General features: G+C 32.7%; 30 protein-coding genes. 6 read left to right on the top strand and 24 right to left on the bottom strand.

Going from position 1 to position 23,919, the window contains the following annotated elements; translation table 11 throughout:
• Positions 1–240: 240 nt before the first annotated feature.
• The 6 genes from JYK00_RS09365 to JYK00_RS09340 all read right to left on the bottom strand — a co-directional run bounded on the left by JYK00_RS09365 (position 241) and on the right by JYK00_RS09340 (position 3,703).
• Positions 241–702: a hypothetical protein gene (locus JYK00_RS09365; protein WP_207566632.1), complete on the bottom strand. Its 462-nt coding sequence runs from the start codon at positions 700–702 to the stop codon at positions 241–243.
• A 52-nt stretch (positions 703–754) separates the two neighbouring features.
• Positions 755–1,060: a YciI family protein gene (locus tag JYK00_RS09360; RefSeq protein WP_207566631.1), complete on the bottom strand. Its 306-nt coding sequence runs from the start codon at positions 1,058–1,060 to the stop codon at positions 755–757.
• A 39-nt stretch (positions 1,061–1,099) separates the two neighbouring features.
• Complete coding sequence (locus JYK00_RS09355) at positions 1,100–1,852, bottom strand: alpha/beta fold hydrolase (protein ID WP_207566630.1); 753 nt, start codon at positions 1,850–1,852, stop codon at positions 1,100–1,102.
• Positions 1,853–1,936: 84 nt separating this feature from the next.
• Positions 1,937–2,536, bottom strand: coding sequence for a PHP-associated domain-containing protein (locus JYK00_RS09350; protein ID WP_207566629.1), 600 nt, complete (start codon positions 2,534–2,536; stop codon positions 1,937–1,939).
• A gap of 73 nt (positions 2,537–2,609) precedes the next feature.
• Positions 2,610–2,909, bottom strand: a complete 300-nt coding sequence (locus JYK00_RS09345) for a DUF3795 domain-containing protein (RefSeq protein ID WP_207566628.1) — start codon at positions 2,907–2,909, stop codon at positions 2,610–2,612.
• 263 nt (positions 2,910–3,172) lie between these two features.
• The gene (locus JYK00_RS09340) at positions 3,173–3,703 is read right to left on the bottom strand and encodes an HD domain-containing protein (protein WP_207566627.1); all 531 of its coding nucleotides are present in this window, start codon (positions 3,701–3,703) and stop codon (positions 3,173–3,175) included.
• Between the two features lie 279 nt (positions 3,704–3,982).
• Here JYK00_RS09340 and JYK00_RS09335 point away from each other — a divergent pair, with 279 nt between their 5' ends.
• The 5 genes from JYK00_RS09335 to nfi are packed head-to-tail and all read left to right on the top strand — an operon-like array spanning position 3,983 to position 7,920.
• On the top strand, positions 3,983–5,044 hold the full coding sequence (locus JYK00_RS09335; protein ID WP_207566626.1) for a glycoside hydrolase family 5 protein: 1,062 nt from the start codon (positions 3,983–3,985) through the stop codon (positions 5,042–5,044).
• A 45-nt stretch (positions 5,045–5,089) separates the two neighbouring features.
• Complete coding sequence (locus JYK00_RS09330; protein ID WP_207566625.1) at positions 5,090–5,857, top strand: aminoglycoside 6-adenylyltransferase; 768 nt, start codon at positions 5,090–5,092, stop codon at positions 5,855–5,857.
• Between the two features lie 17 nt (positions 5,858–5,874).
• Entirely contained in the window at positions 5,875–6,375 is a 501-nt protein-coding gene (locus JYK00_RS09325; protein WP_207566624.1) for a GNAT family N-acetyltransferase, read from the top strand.
• 49 nt (positions 6,376–6,424) lie between these two features.
• On the top strand, positions 6,425–7,204 hold the full coding sequence (locus JYK00_RS09320) for a class I SAM-dependent methyltransferase (protein ID WP_228288232.1): 780 nt from the start codon (positions 6,425–6,427) through the stop codon (positions 7,202–7,204).
• Positions 7,205–7,236: 32 nt separating this feature from the next.
• Complete coding sequence (gene nfi, locus JYK00_RS09315; protein WP_207566622.1) at positions 7,237–7,920, top strand: endonuclease V; 684 nt, start codon at positions 7,237–7,239, stop codon at positions 7,918–7,920.
• Here nfi and JYK00_RS09310 read toward each other — a convergent pair.
• The 18 genes from JYK00_RS09310 to JYK00_RS09225 are packed head-to-tail and all read right to left on the bottom strand — an operon-like array spanning position 7,898 to position 22,348.
• The gene (locus tag JYK00_RS09310; RefSeq protein ID WP_207566621.1) at positions 7,898–9,064 is read right to left on the bottom strand and encodes an LCP family protein; all 1,167 of its coding nucleotides are present in this window, start codon (positions 9,062–9,064) and stop codon (positions 7,898–7,900) included. The genes nfi and JYK00_RS09310 overlap by 23 nt on opposite strands.
• Positions 9,061–9,570, bottom strand: a complete 510-nt coding sequence (gene hpt, locus JYK00_RS09305; protein WP_207566620.1) for a hypoxanthine phosphoribosyltransferase — start codon at positions 9,568–9,570, stop codon at positions 9,061–9,063. The genes JYK00_RS09310 and hpt overlap by 4 nt, the downstream gene beginning before the upstream one ends.
• The gene (gene mnmA, locus JYK00_RS09300; protein WP_266097020.1) at positions 9,563–10,594 is read right to left on the bottom strand and encodes a tRNA 2-thiouridine(34) synthase MnmA; all 1,032 of its coding nucleotides are present in this window, start codon (positions 10,592–10,594) and stop codon (positions 9,563–9,565) included. The genes hpt and mnmA overlap by 8 nt, the downstream gene beginning before the upstream one ends.
• 14 nt (positions 10,595–10,608) lie before the next feature.
• Positions 10,609–11,067 (bottom strand): RrF2 family transcriptional regulator, encoded by a 459-nt coding sequence (locus tag JYK00_RS09295; protein ID WP_207566619.1) that lies wholly within the window; start codon positions 11,065–11,067, stop codon positions 10,609–10,611.
• A 6-nt stretch (positions 11,068–11,073) separates the two neighbouring features.
• Complete coding sequence (locus JYK00_RS09290) at positions 11,074–12,693, bottom strand: 3D domain-containing protein (RefSeq protein WP_207566618.1); 1,620 nt, start codon at positions 12,691–12,693, stop codon at positions 11,074–11,076.
• Positions 12,666–13,319, bottom strand: a complete 654-nt coding sequence (locus tag JYK00_RS09285; RefSeq protein WP_207566617.1) for a DUF2225 domain-containing protein — start codon at positions 13,317–13,319, stop codon at positions 12,666–12,668. Before JYK00_RS09285 ends, JYK00_RS09290 begins: the two co-directional genes overlap by 28 nt.
• The gene (ftsY, locus tag JYK00_RS09280) at positions 13,300–14,211 is read right to left on the bottom strand and encodes a signal recognition particle-docking protein FtsY (RefSeq protein WP_207566616.1); all 912 of its coding nucleotides are present in this window, start codon (positions 14,209–14,211) and stop codon (positions 13,300–13,302) included. Before ftsY ends, JYK00_RS09285 begins: the two co-directional genes overlap by 20 nt.
• Positions 14,212–14,229: 18 nt before the next feature.
• Positions 14,230–15,015, bottom strand: coding sequence for a class I SAM-dependent methyltransferase (locus tag JYK00_RS09275; protein ID WP_207566615.1), 786 nt, complete (start codon positions 15,013–15,015; stop codon positions 14,230–14,232).
• Positions 15,012–15,320 carry a hypothetical protein gene (locus JYK00_RS09270; RefSeq protein ID WP_207566614.1) on the bottom strand — a complete coding sequence of 103 codons (309 nt, stop codon included), beginning with the start codon at positions 15,318–15,320 and terminating at the stop codon, positions 15,012–15,014. The genes JYK00_RS09275 and JYK00_RS09270 overlap by 4 nt, the downstream gene beginning before the upstream one ends.
• Positions 15,317–16,087, bottom strand: coding sequence for a hypothetical protein (locus JYK00_RS09265; protein ID WP_207566613.1), 771 nt, complete (start codon positions 16,085–16,087; stop codon positions 15,317–15,319). Before JYK00_RS09265 ends, JYK00_RS09270 begins: the two co-directional genes overlap by 4 nt.
• Positions 16,033–16,299, bottom strand: coding sequence for a trigger factor (locus tag JYK00_RS09260; RefSeq protein WP_207566612.1), 267 nt, complete (start codon positions 16,297–16,299; stop codon positions 16,033–16,035). The genes JYK00_RS09265 and JYK00_RS09260 overlap by 55 nt, the downstream gene beginning before the upstream one ends.
• Positions 16,300–16,304: 5 nt before the next feature.
• The gene (minD, locus tag JYK00_RS09255) at positions 16,305–17,111 is read right to left on the bottom strand and encodes a septum site-determining protein MinD (protein ID WP_207566611.1); all 807 of its coding nucleotides are present in this window, start codon (positions 17,109–17,111) and stop codon (positions 16,305–16,307) included.
• Between the two features lie 22 nt (positions 17,112–17,133).
• Positions 17,134–18,240, bottom strand: coding sequence for a peptide chain release factor 2 (gene prfB, locus JYK00_RS09250; protein WP_207566610.1), 1,107 nt, complete (start codon positions 18,238–18,240; stop codon positions 17,134–17,136).
• 25 nt (positions 18,241–18,265) lie between these two features.
• A complete protein-coding gene (locus JYK00_RS09245) occupies positions 18,266–19,192 on the bottom strand; it encodes a PEGA domain-containing protein (protein WP_207566609.1) in 927 nt (308 codons plus the stop codon).
• Between the two features lie 4 nt (positions 19,193–19,196).
• Complete coding sequence (locus JYK00_RS09240) at positions 19,197–19,466, bottom strand: EscU/YscU/HrcU family type III secretion system export apparatus switch protein (protein ID WP_207566608.1); 270 nt, start codon at positions 19,464–19,466, stop codon at positions 19,197–19,199.
• Positions 19,450–20,064 carry a hypothetical protein gene (locus JYK00_RS09235; protein ID WP_207566607.1) on the bottom strand — a complete coding sequence of 205 codons (615 nt, stop codon included), beginning with the start codon at positions 20,062–20,064 and terminating at the stop codon, positions 19,450–19,452. The genes JYK00_RS09240 and JYK00_RS09235 overlap by 17 nt, the downstream gene beginning before the upstream one ends.
• A 13-nt stretch (positions 20,065–20,077) precedes the next feature.
• Positions 20,078–21,484, bottom strand: a complete 1,407-nt coding sequence (locus JYK00_RS09230) for an IMP cyclohydrolase (protein WP_207566606.1) — start codon at positions 21,482–21,484, stop codon at positions 20,078–20,080.
• Between the two features lie 36 nt (positions 21,485–21,520).
• Complete coding sequence (locus JYK00_RS09225; protein ID WP_228288160.1) at positions 21,521–22,348, bottom strand: VIT1/CCC1 transporter family protein; 828 nt, start codon at positions 22,346–22,348, stop codon at positions 21,521–21,523.
• Positions 22,349–22,589: 241 nt separating this feature from the next.
• Between JYK00_RS09225 and JYK00_RS09220 the strand changes: the two genes are divergently transcribed.
• A complete protein-coding gene (locus JYK00_RS09220; protein ID WP_207566605.1) occupies positions 22,590–23,912 on the top strand; it encodes a B12-binding domain-containing radical SAM protein in 1,323 nt (440 codons plus the stop codon).
• Positions 23,913–23,919 lie beyond the last annotated feature (7 nt).

Below are 23,919 nucleotides of genomic sequence, written 5' to 3'. Positions count from 1 at the left end.
TTTTTGAAACAGGCTCGGATAGTGATATCTAATCTCGCCAGCTCTCTCTAATTATAAGATTCATCACCTTTTGGGTTTGGAATGACAAAAAAGGAGATCATTCCGAAAACTCCTTTCCTGTCACCCTGAGGAGCATAGCGACGAAGGATCTTTTTTTCCAACTCTCGCCAACCTCGCAAGATCTTTCACACTCCATGCTCAGGACAGGCCTTACCAACCTAGCCAATCCTCGCAACCTCGCTAATCTTTAACATTTGCTATTTTAAGTTTAAAGTATGAACTAAGGGTGTGAATAATAACAAAAGCTATGGATAAATAAATGTAAATTTTTAAATTTCCCAGCAGTCCAATAGCAATTAACCAGATAGTAGGTGTATATCCTGGAGCTAAAAGGCCTATCTTGTATGTGCTCCATTTACTTTCTGGAAAATATATAATCATTAACCACGCTGCAAAATATATCAAAATTCCAGCGATATATAAAGTAAGATATCTCAAAAAATGTATATCAGAAACGTTAAATTTCATAAATAATGGAATTATAAAAACCGCAAATCTCAAAGTATTTTCCAGCCATTCTAACCTTTTAACTTTTATTGTGGAAATTGGATAACCAGCTTCAATTAATTTATGAGCAAAAAGCAGGTTCCATATTAGTATTGGTATAATTAGTAAAAAACAGTTATTCAAAATTGATTTCAACTTTTATTCCTCCTATTTCCAGAGTAAACTTTGTTGTCTGATTGTGCTTGATTTACCTGGATTTATCTTTTTGTATTTCTTCTGAAAGAATTGTTAATTTCCACTCAAATAGTTCGTAGGTATAGAATTTTCTTTCTATCAAAGGGTCGTTATCTGCAATCTCTATAGCTTCTTTTAAATTTCTGGCTTCAAAAAGTACCATTCCTCCGTTTCTATCTAAAAAACCACCTCCAACTAAATATCTTTTGGCTGCGATCTCTTTTAAATATTTATAATGATCTTCAAGATCATTTTGACTGAGATTATTACCTTCAACTTTGTAATCTACTCTAACGTATAATTTATCCCCTTTTTTCATATACTCACCCTCTCTGCTGTGAATATTATTTTTTTATAGTTATAAATTATTTTTTAAGAATTTTATAGCTATATTCCTGTAAAGTTCTTTTCTACTCAGCATTAACGGATGTTCTCCTTCAGATGTAAATATTGTTAATGATGAATTTATTTGCTTTGCAACATTAGTTAGTCTTTTGCCGATATCGTTTATTAAATTATCTTTCAAACTTCCCGTAATAAGGACAGGGCAGGAAATTTTATTTAAGCTATTTTTAAAATTATTCCTGTATTTTCTGGCGTAATTAATTAACATCTTACTATCTGCATCTACAACTTTTTCCCAGTCTTTTCCATGCATGTATTTCCAGAATTTAACTGCTCCATTCTTTTTTGCGATTTCTCTTTCTTCTTTTATTCTTTGAGCTTCGGGTACTGTCAGTTTTTCACCTATGAAACTATCTGCAATAACTTTGTTAACAATCTCAGGTTTATTAATTGCAAAGTTAAGTGCTACAATTGCACCACCGCTGGTGCCTAAAATATTTACTTTATTTATTTTTAACTTGTCACACAGTTCAACTAATACTTTGGTATTTTCTACCCAATAATCTTCAGGAAAAACCTCCATTTTTCTGGATTTGCCATGGCCTATCATATCAACCAATATTATTTTATAAAAATTTGAATAGTATATTGCTTCTTCTTTCAACATTTTAGATGAAGCGGTATTTCCATGAATCATGAATAAAGGTTCTCCTTTGCCGATTGTTTCATAATATATTTCGTAATTTCCATAGCTAATAAAGCTCACGAAGAAGCCTCCTTCAAAACATGAATTTCAAATTCAATGATTATTGAAAATAAACATAGTAAATAGTGCTAATAGGTTATTTAATTATTTGTGTTTATCTATTAACACCGGTTTACATTTTCCGTCTTTTATGGCTTTAACTAAATCGTAAATGTTTTCAATTTTTTCAAAAAATTGGGTTCCTACTTTAAATAGATCAGAAACATTATGTGCATCACTACCACCTGTGCCTGGTTTTTTATAGATTCTTGCCAGTTTTTCGGCCTGTTGCCAGAACCTACGTTCTGCTTTTCCGTTGTATACTTCTATCGCATCGACTAATTTTATGATTTCGTTTGCTAATCCATTTTTATTAATTCTGCAAACTCCATAACCGGAAAATGGATGAGCTGCTATAACAACTCCACCAGATTTATGGACATAGTCGATAAATTCAAAAATGTTATTCCTGAGTTCAACACAGCTCTCTGGAGCACCAAATACTATAAAATCACCATAATCATTGAGAATTTCTATTCCAGAAAATACATGGACTCCATTAACTTTTCCCTGGACATTGTATAGGCGATTGTGTTCAGTAATTGCCAAAGAAATATTCAATACTTTTGCTCTTTTAACATAGTCTGTTAGTTTTAAGTCAGTATTTTTTGACAACTCACAATGATTATGTAAATCAATAACCATAAAAGATTCCCCTAAAAGTTTTTGAATTTTTTCACAAATTATATTAATGAATATTGTTTGAGCTAACTAAAAATCAATTTTGAGCCAGTTTTTTGAGTAAGATAACTCTTTCTTCTACAATTTTTTTATGCTGTTCTTCTGTCCATTTAGGATTCTTGTTTTTCCAGAATTTGTCACATGGAATCTCTTCGCATTCACCACAATGCTTTAATCCTTTGTTAATTACACTACATTCATAAAAATCACAAATTTCAAGGTTCACTTCGTGAAGCCAGCAAGGTTTGCCTTCTATGGCGAAACATCCACCGCATTCCTTTCCAAAAAGCCTGCAATCACTGCAGATACATCCGCATACACCGACGACTTTTTCCATGCTAATTCCCCCTTTTTATTAATGAAAAATAAGGTTGTTTTTGTATTTAATAAATGCGCTTTATATTACTCATATAAGATTTTCTATAGTTTTGGTGGAAGCTGTTCCATTTAGACTTACAACTATACTTTAAATAAGAATTAAACAACGGAACACACAAATTAATATAAAAATTAATATACTAATATGTGGAATTCTATCATAAAAAATTTTTTCTGTCAAATTAAAATTAATGAAGTTGACATTCAAAAAATAGTTATATATTACAAATTTTCTTTTAAGTCTTCCAGGAATTTTTTTGCAAACTTTTCTTTCTTATTGTAAATACCTTTTGTTTCTGGAAGATAGCAGGAAAATTTGCCTAAAATATTTTTCTCGATATATTCTATGGTTTCTTCCAGAGTTTGACCTCGCAAAGTTCCAGTAATTAAAGATTTTACAATTAAAAAAGTAGTACCACCTTCAATTAAATGAGCGTCGTGAAGAATTTTTCCTTCCAGAGTTTCAGGGATTTTTTCTTTTTGTGATTCCCATGAAACCTGAATTATTTTGTTGATTTTTTCACCTGACAATCCTTCAGTTTCTAAGAATTTACGTATCAGATTTTCTTTTTCATAAATAATGCCGTGAAAATAAGCACTGTAAACTATTAAGTCCCTGTCTATGTTGTTATAATAGTTTGTTATCTTTTTAACTGCTTTGAGTGTTCTTTTTATATGTGATAGATTGTGCATCATATCTTTGTTTTGATAAAAAGATTCAACAAATTTTTCAAGTTTTTTAATTGACACCATAATTAAAGCCTCCTGAATTTATTATTACTGTGAAACACGCAAATTATAGCAGAATAGTATAATTTTGCAAAATTATTTATATCTATAAATTATGTTGTTAATAGTTTTTAGAATAAAAATTCCACCTGTAAAGTCTTTGATTGGTTTAAAAAAATAGTTGACAAGAATAGCAAAAAATGTTCTAATTTAGATATATTTTTTTGTTATTATTAAAAAAATTAGGGTTATAGCTCTAAAAATTTATATAAATTAAATTTTGTGGGATAAAGTGGAGGGATAATGGCAAAGAGATTGTTTAGAGCGATATTAGTTTTTTTGGGTATATTAATTACGTTGTTAGTAATGTTAGTTTTGTTTGTAATATTTTCTGAAAATGGGAAATTACTTTTTCCAGTAAAACGAAAAGGTGTATTTTATAATGAGAGAATAGAGACTTTTCCATCTTTTTTAAGTGTAAAAGGCTCACAAATCCTTGATGCTAATGGAAAAATTGTAATTTTCAGGGGCTTAATGCCCCCTGATCCAGCAAGGTTACATAGCAGGAATATGTTTAAAAGAGATTTTTTTGTTAAAATCAGCGAGACAGGAGCAAATGTTGTTAGAATTCCTGTTCATCCAGAAAGTTGGGTTAAAGATGAATACTACATTTGGCGTTATCTGGATCCCATAGTTTCCTGGGCTGGTGAATTGGGGATGTATGTGATAATAGACTGGCATTATATAGGTAATATAAATACTGGTGTAGGAGAAAATATGTCAGATGTTGATACTTCTCCGAAGGAATTAACGATTAAATTCTGGAGACAAACGGCTAATTATTTTAAAGATGTTCCCAATGTTATCTTTGAAATATTTAATGAACCATCAAACATTACGGCAAAAGCCTGGCATGAGAGCGCAACAGAAATTGTGAAACTAATACGAGAGCAAAAGGCTTACCAGTTGATAATAGTAGGTGGTATTGATTATTCGAAAGATATTTCATGGGTGAAAAGATTACCGATATTGGATAAAAATGTTGCGTATGCTTCGCATATATATCCAGCACATAACAGGGTGTTATGGGACTATTATTTTGGAAAAATCTCAAAAATATATCCCGTTGTAATAACAGAATGGGGATTTATGGACGAAAATAGAAATACAACAAATCAAAAATATCTTATAGGAGATGAAAATAGTTACGGAAAAGTTCTGATGGAATATTTAGTAAAAAACAACATAGGATGGATTGCTTGCTGGTATGACGATAAATGGGAGCCACAAATGTTTACGAAAAAGTTTAAAGGATACACTGATTACGGCAAGTTTGTATTAAACCAGTTGAAGAAAAGTTATTGAGAATTTAACTTACATTGAAAATGGAAGTTGCTGGAGGAATGAGAAATGGAACAATTAAAAGCGATTAAAGTAATTTCTGAAGCTATTAAAAAAGATAAGAATGTTCGTTCGATGTTTCTTAAAGGTTCATTGGCACGCAATGAAATGGATAGTTATTCTGATGTGGATTTTTATTGTTTGGTGAAAAGTGATAGTCTGGAAGAGTTTTTAAAAAAACGATTACATTATTTAAAGCAATATAGGCCGTTAATTTATTGGAGTGAAGTAAATTTTGTTGGGCCACAAATAGTTGCAGTTTTTGATAATGGACTGCATTTTGATTTATATACTGTTACTCATGATACTTTATCAATGACAGATGAAATAAAAATAATTTATGATCCTGAAAATTTACTTGACAATTATAAAGCAGAGAAATTAGCTATAAGTGAGAAAGAGTTTTTGCGATATTTTAATAGTTTTGCGTTTACTATGCTTGAATTTGAAACAGCGTATCTTAGAAAGGATTTAATATGGGCTTCAAGATTGACAAATCATTTAAGTGCAGATTTAGCTGCGATATTACGGTATTTTTATGATAGAGACAATTCTAAACTTGGTTTCAAGAGATTACACGAAAAGTTAGATAAAAATTTGCGGGAAAAACTAATCAAAGCTATGGATTTTTCTGGTCCTTCTTATTTACCAGAAGGTGCGATTATGCTGGCAGAAATTTTAAGAGAGATAATTGAGATGCATCTTAATGAGACATTGAAAAGTAAGGTAAATATTGAGTTTTTTTATTTCATGTTTGAAAGGTTTAAGAAATTATGAAATAAAGGGGGGATGTTGTGATCATAAGAGAAATTAAAGAAAGTGATGCACTAAGGTTTTTGGAACTTCGAAAAAAACTTGATGAAGAAACTCAGTTTATGTTGCTTGAAGCTGGTGAAAGAACGACTACAGTGGAGGAACAGCGAAATATAATAAGAAATGTATTATCAAGAGACAATCAAATAGTATTTGTTGTGGAGAGTGGTGAGCGGTTAGTTGGATTTATAGGGGGCTATGGAGGAGGATTTAGAAGAAATAAACATACTGTCTACATTGTGATAGGAATATTGCAAAATTTTACAGGGCAGGGTATTGGCACCAGATTGTTTCAGAAACTGGAAGAATGGGCACGTTCCAGGAAATTGCATCGTCTGGAGTTAACTGTTATGACCCACAATAAGGCTGCGATTGCTTTGTATAGGAAAATGGGATTTAAAATTGAAGGCCTCAAAAAGCATTCACTTTTTGTAAATGGCGTATATGTTGATGAATATTGTATGGCTAAATTGCTTGAATGATCTGTAAATTCAAAAAAATTTTGTATAATAAGGGGGAGATCTTGTGAATATGAAATCTTACGATAGGGATTTACATTCATGGCAGGTTGAACTTTATGATCAAATAGTTAATGAAACAGAGGATGTTGAACTTATCAAAAAATTAATAGGAAACAACAAAAAACAATGCATTTTTGAAGTTTGTTGTGGCAGCGGACGTATTCTTATACCGCTTGCCAGAGATGGGCATATAATGACGGGGCTGGATATGGATAATTTAATGATATCAAAACTCTTTGAAAAGGCCTATGGAATTAATAATATTACAGTAATTCAGGCAGATGCAACCACAGCGGAATGGGGTAAAGAATATGACGTTGTAATTTTAGGGGGAAATATTTTACTCAATATTGTTTCGGAAGATATTAAAAGTGCTCAGCAGAAATTTATTCAAAAAGCGTATTTTGCGCTTAAACCAGGAGGTCATATGTATCTGGATAACAATTATTTTATCCATCCTGAACAATTCTTTGGTTATCCCGGAGAACGAATAATTTTTGAAGGTACAGATAGTTCGGGGAACTATGGCCGATACATGCTCGTTAATGAAGAATATGATGTTGAAAAGCAATTAGTATCTGGAATCCGTCGGTTTGAACTTAGATTAAAGTCTGGAGAGACTTTTGTTAAAGAGGAAAAGTATGTTAAATATGTTCCAACAGTTCAAGAAATGGAAAAATGGATGGGTGATGCGGGATTTGTTATTGAAAAGAAATATGGAAGTTATGCAGAAGAGCCTATAAATGAATTTACACAACGTGCTATCTATTGGGCGAAAAAACCGAAGTAATGTAAAAAAGCGCTCTTAAGGAGAGATAAGATATGTTTTTTAGAAATTTGCATAGTTGGAATGTATCTCCAAAAGAAGCAATAGATATTCAGAACAGGTTGAAGGAATTGTTAAATTTTAATACAAATGTCCATAATGTTTCGTTGGTAGCAGGTGTTGATCTTTCGTTTTTTGGGGAATATGGACTGGCGGTTATTGTGGTACTTGACAGAAATTTTGATATTAAAGATGTTGTTTACCACGTTCAGAAGATAGAATTTCCCTACGTTCCAGGATTGCTTGCCTTTCGAGAGGGTCCGGTGTTTTTAAAGGCATGGGAAAAGTTGCAAACAGAAGTTGATGTTGTTTTTTTTGATGGACATGGTATAGCTCATCCAAGGTTTATGGGAATAGCCAGTCATATGGGACTTTTCATTGAAAAACCAACAATTGGTGTTGCAAAAAGAAAATTGGTAGGAAACTATGAAAATGTTCCTGAGGAAGTTTATAGTTATTCTTACATAAAATATAATGATAAAACAATAGGAATAGCTTTTCGAAGTAAAAAGAAAACAAAACCAATTTTTATTTCTCCAGGTAATTTAATTGATCTTCAAAGTAGTTTGCATATTACCAAACTTTTTTTGAATGGATATAAACTTCCTGAGCCGACAAGATTAGCCCATATTTATACGCAAAAGTTGAAAAAAGAATTTATTGGGAAAGAACCACAATAAAATCGATGGGGAATCTTAAGTATGTTCTTTCGGAAGAGAGAGCATCTATTATTCTGTAGTAATTTTCTAAAGACTCTTCTGCGTGCTTAACGAGAAATTTTCTTTTAGGATGAACGACCTGGGCGATATTTTTAATCTCTTCAGGGTTTAAATTATTATTTAATAAAAATACAGTATCGCTTGCTATTTTTAAGTTTTTTAAATTATAAACATTTTCTGGAGGAAAATTAGCAGCTTTCCACATATAGTAGAGATTTACATTGTATGTTCTACTCTGGTTTGAGGTGTTGTTAAGGACGTAAAAGTTGTACTTTTTTGTTTTGATTAACTGTTTTTCAATTGATATTTCTTTTTTAAAATTTTTCAGGTTTCCAGCATATATATTACCTTTTTTGTCGTACTTAATTGGAAAATTTATACTCAGGATAGAAAGCCCTTTTCTAAATTGAGCGGCAAAATAAACTAATTCTCCTGTTTTGAGATTTGTTTCTATTTGTTTGAACACACTTTTATATAAATGAGATAGTGTGAATATGTCCTTTTTAAAAGCGGTTTCTATTAACTTGTTTATGACATATTTTTGCCTTTCAATTCTTGCTATATCGCCGTTTGCATCTTTTCTGTACCTGATAAAAGCAAGAAGCTCGGAGCCATTGAGTTTGTGATACCCTGGCTCGAAATTTATAAATAGATTTTGAGAATAGTCAGTATATTTCATAGGTTCGTTTACATAAACTTCTATTGGACCTATGGTGTCGCCTACTAATTTTATAACACTATAGTCCAGAATAATATATTTTTCAATATTCTGTCCGGTAAGTTCTTTTATTATTTGACTTAATTTGTCCAGACCTTCATTCTGGAATATCGAGTTTATTTTATGATCGTTATAAATGAGGTCTCTTGGAATGTTGCTTAAAATTACCTTCCGGGAAGAAGTATCTATACTTGCAAATATTATGACATCAGTTCTTCGTGTTCCTTGAATGTTTCTATCAAGACCTAAAACCAGAAAATTAGTTCTCCCGGGAATAGGAGAATAAAACATAGAATATAGGATTTTTAACCATGGAAGAGGAATAAAAATTAGCATTGCAAGGCATATTACTATGGATACAGTTAAAAAGAATGTTTTCATTTTCATTCAAGATACCCTACAAATGGTATGTTTCTGAATTTTTCATCATAGTCCAATCCATAACCAATTACAAATTTATCTTCTATTTCAAATCCAATGAAGTCAGCATCAACTTCTGGATTCTTTCCTTTCTTTTTTAAAAGGGAAACTACTTTTAAATCGGCAGGTTTGTACCTCTGAAGGTATCCGAGTATATAAGAAAGGGTTAACCCTGTGTCAAGTATGTCTTCTACAACGAGTACGTGTTTTCCTTCTATGGGTTCATCAATCCAGCTTTTCACCCTGATTTTACCGGACGATTCGGTACCGGTATAACTTGAAACGTGAATAAAAGAGTACTCTACGTTTAGATCTATGTTTTTGACAAGTTCAGTGAAAAAGTGAATAGCCCCTTTCAACACACAAACTGCATGAATTGTATCGGTTTTTGGTTTGTAATATTCTGTTAGCTCTGATCCTAATTCTTTGATTCGTTTTGCCAGCTCTTTTTCTGTTATAAGTGTTTTAAGCATTCCATCCCTCCTCTTTAATCACTCCCGCAGCTATAACTGCGTTATCATTGTCATAAAAGACAGCGATTTGTCCAGGGGTTATTGCAAAAATAGGTTCTTCTGTATTAACATATAGCTTACCATTTTTTATGCTAACTTTGCAATAAACTTCTTTAAATTTTTTCCTTACTTTAACATAACCTTCGAAATGTTCTGAAACATTCTGAAGAAAATTAACGTGCTCTACTATAAATTTAGTGTTGTAAAGTTCTTCTTTTGAAGCGACAATTAACAGGTTCTTTTCTGGATCTTTGTATTTTACGTATAGTTTTTTTCCCGTTGCAACACCAATTTTCCTTTGACCTATAGTATAATTTTGAATGCCTTTATGGGTGCCCAGCACATTTCCATGGGAGTCTATTATTAACCCTTTCCTCATTGTTACTTTGTTTTCTTCTAAAAAAGAAAATATATCGTTGTCTGGTATAAAGCACAGGTCTTGAGATTCCTTTTTGTCGTGTACATGGATATTTAAACTTTTTGCAATTTTTCTAATTTCTTCTTTCGTATATATACCATTTGGAAGTAAAATTTTTGAAAGTTTTTCTTTTTTTATGGACGCAAGAAAATACGATTGATCTTTATCGGGAGAAACTGCTTTATATAATTTTCCGTTTATAATTCTCGCGTAGTGTCCGGAAGCTACATAGTCCATTCCGTCGTTTAGCATTTTTTCAAATAAAACACCAAATTTTATCCAGTCATTGCAGAAGAAACACGGATTGGGGGTTCGTCCATTTTTATATTCTTTGACGAAATATTTTATTACTGTATTAGAAAAGTCTTTTTCTAAATGAACGATCTTAAATTCTACATTAAAATGTTTTGCGATTTTTTTTGCATCAAATGTATCTGACGGACTGCAGCACACTTTGTGCTTTATTTGTTTGGTTAAATATAATGTATCTGGAACTGTTTTTATGTGATATGCTGTTACATTATGACCTTCTTTTAATAGTAAATGAAGCGCAACTGCACTATCCACACCACCACTTAGGCCTATTCCAACTTTTGCGATTTTAAATTCCTCCTTTCAAGTTCTTCACACTTCTTCAAGTATGATTTTTTAAGCTCTTCAAGAGTGACAGATTTTAACGACTCTTCAAATTTATTCATAACAAGCTGCCATATTTCGTTTATTGAGCAGAGTTCGGGAAATTCAATTTTTGATGGGTCAACAAAACATGTTATAGCACTCTTCATATCATCTACAGAATTTACCACATCGAGAATGGTTATTGATTCTGGATCTTTTGCAAGTTTGTATCCACCAAATTTTCCTCGTGAAGAAGTTAATATCCCCGCATTAACAAGCTCTGAGAGTATTTTTTGTGCAAATTCATAGGGAAGCTTTGTTCTACATTTTCTTACAATTTCTGAAGTGCTGAGTCTTCTATTTTCTATTGAAAGTATTAAGAGAAGTCTTAAAGCGTATTCACTTTTCATTGTCACTGCCACTTTAATCTACCTCCAATTCTTATTTTTTAATATGTATACTTCAAAAGGTCTTGTACTGTTAATTCGCGCAATTCTCACATCTTCAATGTAAATATCTAATCTTTTTCCTTTAATAGCACTTCCTGTATCTTCAGCTACAAATAATAATTTTTTCAACATAGGAATATACACAAGACTTCCCAATGGAATAACTGTTGGGTCGACTGCTACTGTGTACCATTCTTTAGGAACACTGCCAAGTCTTGTTAATCTAAAAGTCGGATGCTCTGGAATTTTCCCATCGTCCCATGGGGTGTAAAACGTCACGTCAAATGTTCCTGCAAAATCAAAAAAAAGTTTAAATGGGTCACGGGGTTCCCCGTCAATCCAGATTTCAAAATGAAAAATGGTTAAACTCTGCCCAAGAGGTTTGTCTGTTACAACCCAATCACCTTCCTGATAATTTGTTTCCAGTCCTCGATAAACAGCAGTTATACCGCTTCCATGATCAATGTACAACACATTGTTTCCTTTAACTGTCACTCTTCCAGGAAGTATTGGGTAGATGTTTTTCCCATATGCTTCTATGTCTATTCCAAGATTTTGAACACCATCTTTTGTTTCTCCAAAAAATCCCACAATATTTTCAGGAGATATTTTTATCGGGATTTTTATAAAGTCCTTTGGATTGTCAACCGGGATTTTTATTACCTGACCTGGCCTGATTCTTTTTGGATCTTTAATATTATTTATGGAAATTATTCGTGATATTCCTTCCTTACCAAGTTTAAATGCGGTGCTTATCTGGTAAAGAGTGTCTCCAGGTCTTATGATGTAATTTATATATCCTGTTCTAAGTTTTAGAAGATCTACTATATCTGTTTTTGAAAACTGCGTCTTTAAAAAAGAAAGTTCTTCAGATATTTGACGTGTTAGGGCTAAATTGCGTTCTAAACTTTCTTTTTCCGGAAGATAACTGATTTTTTCTACTTTTCTGGATAACTGTGTAATTTCTTTTTCAAGAAGAGAAATTTTATTTAATTGTTGCATTATCAAAGTTGAAGCCTGAACATAAGAAGTGTTGGTAGCACTTTTAACCTGCTGTAATTCTATTACAGTACTCTGAAGTGCAGAAACAGTTGTCTCGATTTCTTTTAATTTTCTTTCCATTTTCAAAACTTCTTCTATGGAATTTTCAAATCTTGTTGAAATATCGTTTAATTTATTATTTACTTTATCTAATTCCAGATTTTTTGCAAGGTCTTCTACATAGTTAATACGATATATAAAAGTTTTCAAATCAAAAGCGGAAAGTTCCGCTGTGACTTGATTTAACTGACTTTGCACATTTGCAAGTTCTTTGGCTACCTTTTTGATAAAATTTTCTAAGTACTGATAATTGTAGTTTTTTTCAAGCTTTTTTACTCTCTCATCAATACTGTCTATTTGTACATTTATCCGGGAACTAATTTTCGATAGTTCTGATTCTATATTTTCGATTTTATTGGCATTATATTTTATTTGTTGCTCAAGATTTTCTACACGAAATACTAAGGATGAAAACTCATCTTGAGAGACAAAATTACATCCCGAAAAAATTGTGATAAGTATGAATATTATCAGTGAGAGCCACGCATACTTTGCCATCTATCCCTCGCCACCTTAACGTAATATGATGAGCTTTTTCCATGCCTTTTCATAAGCTGTGAGAACCATTCAATTGATTCTTTTTTTCTGCCAAATTGTCTATTTATTTCTCCCAGGTAAAATAATATTTTTTCTTCCATTTTTCCTTCAACGTTTGAATATCTATAACACTTTTCAAAATGTTTTAAAGTATGAGCCAGGGCGATTTTTTCTTCTTTTTCATCTCCTTTTTCTCTTAAAAGCCATGCACTTTTCAAATAAGCATCACCAAGTTTACATGGTTCATCTTTTACAGTAAGGACTATTATTAACATCGCAAACGCTTTAATGGCGTCGTCAAGATTTCGAACGTCAGTAAGATTTAGTTTTTTGATTTTTTTTAAAGTAGGTTCTAATTTTTGTGTAATTATGGGGCTCAATGACTTTTCAAATTCTGTTTCATATTCAGTATAATTGCAAAATGGACATACTATGGGTTGATAGTATATTGGATTTACGTTTTTATATATTGGTTTTAAATCATCGTCATATTTTTCAAGCTTTATTGCATCAATAAAAACTTTTTTTGAAGAGAAACTTTTCCCACAGTATGGACATTTATATTCCTTATCCCATAGTATTTTCAACAGTATCACCTTCCAGGAGCGCTTCTACAAATTCATGAGCGTTGAATGGCCTTAAGTCTTCAATTTTTTCTCCAACGCCTATGAACTTTATTGGTATGCCAAGTTCTTTTGCTATAGCTATAGCTATACCACCTTTTGCCGTTCCATCTAATTTTGTGAGAATTATTCCTGTGACATTAACAGCATCTTTGAAAACTTTAGCCTGCTGTAAACCGTTTTGCCCTGTAACAGCGTCGATAACGAGTAAGACTTCATGAGGAGCGTCTGGCACTACCTTTTTAATTACCCGGTTTATTTTTTTCAATTCTTCCATAAGGTTACTTTTTGTGTGAAGTCGTCCGGCTGTGTCTAATATAACAATGTCTTTACTTTTAGCCTGTGCGTGTTTAACAGCATCATATGCTACTGCTGCTGCATCAGCTCCTTCTGAATGGGCGATAAACGAAGATTTTGTTCTTTCCGCCCAGATTTTAAGCTGGTCTATGGCAGCAGCTCTGAATGTATCGCAGGCTGCTAAAACCACATTTTTATTCTGTGAGGAGAAAAGTGCTGCAAGCTTCCCGGCAGTTGTTGTTTTTCCGGAACCATTAACTCCTACCATATTTATAACAAAGGGGTGAGTTTCGGGTATGTTTAGCGCGTTGTCGCCTGATAGTAAATCTTCGATGATATTTTTTAAGTTATCAAATGGGTCTCCTCCTTTTATTTCTTCGAGTTTTTCTAAAATATATTGGGTAGCTTCAAAGCCAACGTCTGAAAGAATCAACAGTTCTTCTATTTCCTCACGGATTTCGTCATTTAGAGTTTTACCGGACAATATTTTTTTAAATTTTCCAAAAAAGTTTTCTCGAGTTTTTTTCAAACCATCTTTGAGTTTGTTGAAAAAGCCCACGGTGACACCTCCTGAGTTTTACAATTCTATTACTCCGTATATTACTCCACTCTTTTTTGAAAGGTATGTTCTATTAAACAAAGATTTTATTTTGTCAAATAACGCATCGCGAGTTAGTGTCTTTATTACCACGCGCTTTTTTGCTATTCGTATCATTTCTTCAATATCTTCAAAATTTAATGGGTCATATACTGCGAACGTTCTTAGCGGATTTAGTGAGCTGCTTTCATATATTGGATTTTCAAACATAGGATCACAATACACTATATCGAAGTGTTTGTCGGGAACATTTTTTATGAAAGTTTTATAATTTCCATAATGCAATTCAATTCTTTTTAGTGCATCTTTAATCCATTCCACATTCGTTTTATAATATTTGAGTCCCCACTTGACGACGCGATATATATGAATTGAACCTTCCGTGCCAATAACTTTTCCATCTGGCACAAAAGCTGAGAGTAAAATTGCTTCAGAACCAAGGCCAAAAGTTGCATCATAAATTACATCATCGGGAGAAGGGTTAATAGATTCTATAAGATAATCTTTATGCCCATTTTTGATGTTTTCCATTCTGATTTTAGAAATTCCTTGATGAAAGAAAAACTCACCGTTTTTCCATTTTATGGCTAAAGTCAAATCTTTTTCCACAACATAATAAAAATCTATCAAGCCTTTTTCTAATTTTTCATTTACATGCCTTCTATTTATATATTTTGCATCAAACTTATTGGCCAGTTTATGAGCGATACGTACACATTCTTTTGTTGGTCTGTAAGATGTTGTGACAACGTACTTTTCTTTCATCTTTGTGTATCGAGCTCCTTTCGAACTTCTTTTTCTTTTTGTTCCTCAGCTATTTTCTGGAATCGTTGATAAAGCGCCAATTTTCTCTGGTATTCTTTTGATAATGTTTCGTATTTTTCTTTAAGATTTTCTACTTCTTTGAGATTTATTTTATATCTAATATATGAACTTATTAATGTGACAAACAAAAACAAGCTTAGAATGGTTACAAGTAGTATATATAAAAAAAATCCGAATTTGTTTTTTTTATGATTGTTTCTTTTTTGATATGTCTTTGAAGTTCTTTTTTTTCTTTTGCTTCTCATTTTATCAGCTCCACTGGAAAATTATCTGTTTGAGAATATATTGTTCCGTTCCAGTCCAGTGGTAAAACAAATCGAGCATGTGGCATACCAGAAATCACTTCTTTAAGTCCTATTGTAGAAAATGTTATATTTACACCTTTATAAGTTCCTATGGTATATAAAATGTCGTTTATGTAATCTCCATCGCTTTCTGCTTTTTTTTCAGTAAAATCGTTTTCAGTTAGTGCTAAAAATATTGGGGAATAATCTGGATTTGAGAATCCAAATATTAATTTTAAATTGTTAAAATTCAAAAGGTCAAGAGAAGTTGAATCTAAATAGTGAAATACTATCGAAGTACTTTCTCTGGTTGGATTGGTTTCTGATGTTGTTGAATAGTATGTAAGGGTTGCTACTAAATCGACGTTGATTGTAGAATTGTTTTTTGCAGTCACATAGAATGTTTCCAGAGAGTTTGTAGGGATATATCTATCAAATTCTATAGGTCCAGAAGAATTAATTTGTTTTGAGATATCATTGACAGATATTGTTCCTTCAAATTCTATAGAAATTAAATCATTGTACGTTATGCTTGCTTCACCGAAGTAATATCCCTGATATATTGCTTCAACTTCTACTTTTTTTTCATTTTGAAAATCCGGGATAATATTGTCTAATAATATTCCACAACCAGAAATTAAAAACGTTCCAGAAAAGATTATGAATAAAAGCGCTACCTGAAATTTATATTTGTGACTATTATTACGTAACCGTCCTGTTCCTGGCAATCTACTTTCACCCTCTCGTGTGGTACATTAAATTTTTCAGCAACCATATTTACAACGGCTTTTTTGATTTCTTCAGAATTACTTTCAAATTCGTCTATAGGAATTTTTTTAATAGGTTCTCTTCTGCGGGAAATAATGTTTTCGAGTCTTTCGAGAGCTTCTTCCTTTGAGTTTTTTCTTTTTCTTTTTTTGAATATATCGAGCAGCCACATCCCTATCACCTCTTTTTGAAGAACCCTCGGAGTAAATCAAAGAACCCCTTGCTATTAGAGTGAATGTCTTCAGAAACTGGAACTTCTTCTCCTCGAAGTCTTCTGGTTATGTTTTCAAAACTTCTGGAAATTCCCATCCCATCTTCTAAAACAACAGGTATACCCTTATTGGTTGCGATTATTACTTCTTCAGAATCTGGTATCACTCCAAGAAGTTTTATTGCAAGAGCTTTTTCAACATCCGCTTGTGAAAGCATGTCTCCTTTTTTTGCCATGTGAATTTTGAATTTGTTAAGTAACAGAAAAATGCGATTTTCATCGAAGCCGAAGTTTTCAAGTAAACCTATGACCCTATCAGCATCCGAAATAGCAGGAAGTTCAGGAGTGGTTACTACAAGTGCAGTTTCTGCTGGAGCGGCTGCATTTCTAAATCCTCTTTCTATTCCTGCAGGTGAGTCGATAATAATGTAATCAAAATGAGGTTTGAGATCGTTAACAATAGCTTTCATATCTTCAGGTGATACCATTTCCTTTGTTGCCACTTGAGAAGCTGGAAGAAGATAGAGACTTTTAATTATTTTGTGTCTAACAAGAGCCTCTTTTGCGGTAACATTTCCTTTGATTACATCAAGACTTGTGTAAATAATTCTGTTCTCCAATCCCAGAACCACATCTAAATTTTTTAACCCAACATCTGCATCAATTAAACAAACTTTCTCCCCCTGTTTTGCTAAAACACATCCAAGATTCGCAGAAATGGTGGTTTTTCCTACTCCACCTTTTCCAGAGGTAACCACAAATACTTTTCCCATTGAAACCACCTCTTGAAATATTTTATTCGGTATTTCTTTTTGCAAAGTGTGTAAGTTCTGCTTCTATGAACATATCAATATCTCCATCCATGACTGCTTCAATATTCCCCGTTTCTACGTTCGTTCGATGATCTTTAACCATAGTGTATGGTTGGAAAACATAAGATCTTATTTGATTTCCCCAGGAAATCTCTTTTAACTCTCCTTGAATTTCCTGGAGCTGTTTTTGACGTTTTTCTATTTCGAGCTGATAAAGTCGAGCTTTAAGGACTTTAAGAGCTGTTTCTTTGTTTTGAAGTTGTGATCTTTCAGACTGGCATGTCACTACTATGCCCGTTGGAATGTGGGTGATTCTTATGGCTGACTCTGTTTTATTTACGTATTGTCCGCCTGCGCCAGAGGCTCTGTAAGTGTCTATTCTTAAATCTTCCGGGTTTATTTCAATATCAATATCTTCCTCTATTTCAGGTATTACATTTACTGAAGCAAATGAAGTATGACGTCGTTTATTTGCATCAAATGGTGATATTCGGACGAGTCTGTGAACTCCTCTTTCGTATTTTAAATATCCATATGCATATTCACCTTTTACAAATAGAGTAGCACTTTTTATTCCAGCCTCATCTCCTGGTTGGTAATCAACAAGTTCTACTCCAAAGCCATTTCTTTCAGCCCATCTTGTATACATTCTCAAAAGCATGGATGCCCAGTCCTGAGATTCAGTTCCACCGGCACCAGGATGAATTGTTAAATAAGCATTACTTGAATCAAACTTTCCATTCAGGATTAGTTCAAGCTCAAATTTTCTTACTTTCTCGTCTATTTCTGAAACAAGCTCGAGAACAGTTTGTTCCATACTTTGATCTTCATCTGCAAGCTCTATACCAACTTCTATGTCTTCAAGTTGAGCTTCTATTTCTTTCATATCTTCAATTATTTTTCTAATACGCTGCGCCTTTTTGGATATTTCCTGTGCTTTTTTCTGGTCATTCCAAAAATCAGACTCTCCCATTTTTTCTTCTAATTTCTTTAGCTCTACTGCCTTTTCTTCAGGATGAAAAACCCGTAAAATGTCTTCGTATTTTTTCTTTATTTCTTCTATCTTTTGTTTTGTTTCATAAGTAATCACGTCATTACCTCCTCATTATAACTAATTATTGTAAATTCTGGAAAATACTGTAAAGTAGATATCCAAAAAAGACTGTTATAAAACTTAAAGTTATTTCTTTTAAATAGGTGTAATTGCTTCGATCAATACTGACGTATGTTTCAACTGTTTTGCTCTCATTTTCTGTTTGACTATTTATAATAACTTTATAATTTCCATCACTGACGTTGGAACCGTCCCATGTGAAAATGTTAAGATTAGGCTTTCCTCTGAACGTATAAAAATATACTATTTTGTTATTATCGTTTACAATAGTAATTGTTACTGTTGCGTAAGTGCTGAGGAAAATTTCAACCTGCCATTTATCGTTATACCAATCACCATTGGGAGAAAAACTGTTATTTTTGCTTCTAATATACATTTTCAATTTTTTAGGGATGAAATTCACTTCTACAGCCTGTGATTCTTGAAAGTTTATTGTGACAGTGGAAGTTGCATTTTCATACCCTGGGGATGAAAAGATTAAATTAAAAGTGCCCACAGGAATTTTTATGCTGTCTTCTAGACTGTATACTTTTCCAAAATAGATACCATTTCCATATATTTCTACAGGATAAACATTGGAGAAAATTGTTAATTTCCCTGCAGGTTGCAAAGGAAGGTTTAAATACGTTCCTTCTTTATCTACGTAAAAGTTATAAGTTGCTTTTAAATAATATTCCCCTTCCAACGTAATTGTGTGGTAGCCTGCTGATGAAAATTTTATCAATAAACTTCCAAAAACATCTGTTTTGCCTGCGTAAACCCCATCTACGTAAACATCAATTAATGGCTCTCCAACGTTTATAAGGATGCTATACTCAGGAATGTCTTGGAAATTTCCAAAGTATATGGAAAAACCCACACTTATAGATACATCTGCCATTATTAAAAGCGAAAAGAGTAAAAATATAAATAATATAATTTTCTTCATAATATCACCTTTTTTCACGGGATTCAACATATGCTATTATTTCGGCTACTGCTACGTAAAGATTTTTAGGTATCTCTTCGAGAATGTTTAGTTTGAACAGTTCTCGAACAAGTTGTGGTGATTTTATTAAAGGGACTTTCGATTTCTTTGCCGTTTCTATTATTTTTTTTGCAAGCTTCCCTTTACCTTTTGCTACTACAAAAGGCACTAAATCTTTTTCAGGTTCATATTTTAGAGCCACAGCTATTTCTTTTGTTTCAAGCGTAGATTCCATTTTCCATTCCTTCTTTCTTGATACTTACAAAAGTAAAGTGCTTTTCAAGAGATGTTTTTAACAATTCGATATCTTCAGGAATTTTTTTTAAGATGATTTCTATAGAGTTGCCTCTAACAACACCCTTTATTGTGTTGTCTTCAGTATAAATTTCAAATTCTCCTGTTTCTCTATTTGTAAATACAAGAGAATTTTGGTAAGATCTCAGCCCAAATTTCCCGGATAATGCGTTCAAATACGAACCGATAGTTTTCATTTCTTCATTAACTTCCCCAATTTCTACATACTTTTTGATGATGTTAATAATTTCATTATTAATTTTCAGTCTTTCTTTTAACTCTTCCAGAAAGAATGCAATTGATACAATATGTTGCTTTTTTTTAGAAATCTTTTCCGCAAAAACGAGAAATTTAAGTGATGGTAATTTTTTTGATGGGCCAGCTATTATTTTTCCGAAAAAATCAGCATTTCCCGAGCTTTTCAACTCAACAGAGATTCCCTCTTTGGGAACAGATTTTTTAGACCTTATTACTATTTCTCCATTTTTTGTTTTTAGCTTCATAAATTTTCCAAAAGTCTCAGTTACTATTGCATACATAACACTAAACCTCTTAGAAAGAGTAATGAGTAACTCCAGTCTGTATCAGAGTGATGTCATAACTTTCAAATTCTTCGGGAGAATATTTACCACCTGGTTCTACCAATGTTTTAGCGCCGTTTTCACAACATATTTCTACGAATTTTTTAGATACAGGTGTGTCAGATACAATAGTTGAATCTTTTAAGTCTAATTTTGAAATAAGTAATTTTAACGCAAAAAGTGGATCTTCTGGGTCATTGGCTACACCTATTACTTTTGCATCTTTAGTGGCAATCACCGCGTGAGATCTGACATATTTTGAGACAGTGATGCCTAAGATTATATCGTTTTCAGAATAATTATTTCCAGAAGTTATAGAAAATTTTCCGTTTGTTTTATCAAGTTCCTGACGGGCAACAAAATTACCAAGTTTTACTTCATCGTATTCAATACCGAGTGATTTTTCAAGCTTTACAATTTTTATGTTACTGTTATAGAATAGTTTATCATCAATTTCATAAGTTATTATTATTTCAAAGTTTTTTAGTCTGGAAAGAACATTTTCGTCTACTTTTCTTATGTAAAGATTTTTGCCATTTTGTGGAATCTCCTGTTCTAAAGAAACATAAGTTGGTACACCGTTGGATATAGATATAACAGCATCTGGCAGTTCATTTGAGATTTTAAAAGCTGTATAAATGTTTCTCAATTCTTTTAGAGAAAGTTTCCAATTTGCTTTAAATTTGAAATTGCTTTCATCAATTTCACGCAAAAGTTCAGCAAACTGATGAGGATTATCACCGTAATTTAAACTGTTAAGTCTCTCTAAAGTGTGATGCTCGAATTTTTCAGATGCAAACAATTCTGAGAATACTTTGTGGACAGCTGCATCGTATCTCATAGTTTTATAAAATGCTTTTAAAGCTAATATTCTTCGATCGTGAAGAGTAACATCGCCGCACTCATCAATGCTTTTTATTATTTTTTCATAATCCTCTGGATCACATACAACCACTACATCTCTATGGTTTTTTGCGGCTGCTCTTAACAATGCCACACCACCTATATCGATGCTATCTATAAGTTTGTCTTCTGTTCTTGTTTCTCTTGAGACTTTATCAAATGGATAAAGCGTAACAACCACCATGTCTATTGGGACTATACCATTTTCTAACAAATCTCTCTGGTGAGACCTGTTACCAAATTTTGCAAGAATGCCTCCGAAAATTTTTGGGTGTAAAGTTTTGACTCTCCCTTCCAATATTTCTGGAAATTCGGTGACATTGGAAACGTGAATCACTTTTATTCCAGCTTCTTCCAAAAGTTTTGCGGTACCACCTGTGCTTATGATTTCTACACCTCTTTTTTGAAGTTCTTTTGAAAATTCAACTATACCTTCTTTATTTGAAACACTAATAAGTGCCCTTTTTATATTCATCTTTTTACTCCTCCTATATATTGAATTCTAACATATTTAGATTACTATCCCAAAAACTGTACGTAAAATGAACCCTATTAAAAACGCTACAGAAGCTGAAGCTCCTCCAACTAAAAGCATTTCCAGGCCTCCGATATACCATTTTACATCTGTGATTAACTGTCTTAATCCTCCAACGGTAAAAAGAGTTGCTCCGGTTATAATTGAGGCAGCTAAAAATTTATATGTTTGGAAGAAAGGAACAAAGTTTGAAAAAACATAAGCAATTAAAGGGGTAAATCCAGCGATTACGAACGAGAAAAATGTTACTAATGCACTTTTTATCGGGGAAACTTCATCATCACCTAATAAATTCAACTCTTCTTTCATCATGGTATCAACCCATAATTCTTTATCGGATGTAATAATGTCTACTAAAAGTTTTAATTTTTCACCTTTAACACCTTTTCTCTTGTAAATTTCTTCTACTTCTTTACGTTCGGCATCCGGAAAGTGTTCAACTTCCCATAACTCTCTTGCGCGCTCGCTGTTTATATAATCTTTTTCAGATTTTGAAGAAAGGTAATCACCTACTGCCATTGAAAAACCATCCGCGAAAAGATTGGCAAAACCAAGTATTAGTACAATTTTTGGATCAAGATTAGCTCCAGCAACACCGGCAACAACTGCAAAAGTTGTGACGATTCCATCACTTGCTCCATAAACAGCTGGACCTATGTATTTTCCCTGTTCTATTTTGTGGGGCTCTTCTTTTATGTACTTTTCTGAATGAGCTAATTTGTGTAGTTTTTTGTCTCTTTTTTTGAAAGCTTCACGAGCTATTTCTACTCTACTTTTTGTCTTTTTGAAAAACCAATGAATCAATTGTATCACTCCTTATGTAGCTGTTACTTTTAATTTTAACATAGAAAATTGGGACCTGAAATGTTCAATTTTAAAGGATAAGCGAAAATTATGTTTATAAATAATTGACATTTTTATGGCGTTGGTTTTAATTTTAACACTTCAAATGTGCTATAATTTAATATAAAGAATAATACAAATTTATTTGATTTACATATTTCAGCTTCCATAGCTTTCATCATAGGTATCAAGGGGCGATATTATGAAAATTTTGTTGATTAATCCAAAAGATTCAGGTTATTATTATAGACTTGGTGCTTTCTTTCCTCCTCTGGGTCTTGCCTATATAAGTTCGTCTCTGAAAAATGCAGGCTATGAGACAAGGCTTATAGACATGAACGTGGAAAATTTTGATTATAAAAAAGAATCTTACGAAGAATATGATGTAATAGGTATTTCTACTGATACTGTTCGATTTCCACTTGCGGCTAAAATAGGAAAAGATGCCAGGAAAAAGGGAACTATTGTTATAATGGGTGGTCCTCATGCAACTTTTAATGCGCACAGCATATTAAAAGAAGGGTTAGCTGATTATATCATTTTAGGAGAAGGAGAAATAGCTTTTGTGGAACTGGTAAAAGCTATTTCTGTTGGGGAAATGTATCCAGAGATTCCAGGAATAGCATATTTAAAAGAGAATGTGGTAAAAATATTTCCTGTGAAATTTGTAAAGAATCTGGATGTTCTCCCGTTTCCCGATAGGGAAGGATTGCCATTGCATAAATATCGTACAAAGTTTGCGGGAAATTATGCTATGAGTATAATAACATCACGTGGTTGTCCTTTTGACTGTAATTTTTGTTCTGTCACTCAATTTATGGGGAAAATGTGGAGACAGAGAAGTGTGGAAAGTACCGTTGAAGAGTTGAAAATACTTGTAGAAAAATTTGGATATAAATCTGTAGTATTTTTTGATGATAATTTTACTTTAAATCCCGGGCGAGTTATCAGGCTTTCAGATGAAATTATAAAAAATGATTTGAAAATAAAATGGTGGGCATTTTCAAGGGCAGATGAACTTTTAAGAAACGAAGATATGGTAGAGGCTATGGCAAAATCTGGATGTAAAATGCTTTTTATCGGGTTTGAAAGTGCAAACGAAGAAGTGCTGGAGGAATTTAATAAAAAGCTTCATAGCAATATAGCTTTTGAAGTGAGCAGTTTGCTCCGAAAATATAAGATAGATATATTTGCGAGTTTTATTCTCGGAGCATTAAACGAAACGACAGAGAGTATAAAAAGAACTGTGAAATTTGCCAAAAAACTGGGAGCAAGTATTGTGCAATTTTCGATACTTACGCCTTATCCAGGTACGAAGTTATTTGAGCAATTAAAAACTCGTCTTTTAACAAAAAATTACGAAAAATTTGACGGCACACATCTTGTGTTTAAACATCCACATTTTTCTCCGGAAAAACTGCGGCGTGAGTTTTTAAAAGCATATTATGCAGTGTATACAACTCCACGTTTGATATTCAAACGAGGGTTTCCATTTTTGTGGAAATTGTTGGCAAATTCCAGATAGTATTTGG

Origin of the sequence: Thermosipho ferrireducens (assembly GCF_017358165.1) — a bacterium.
GTDB lineage: Bacteria > Thermotogota > Thermotogae > Thermotogales > Fervidobacteriaceae > Thermosipho_B > Thermosipho_B ferrireducens.
This window is presented reverse-complemented; position numbering and strand designations above follow the sequence as displayed.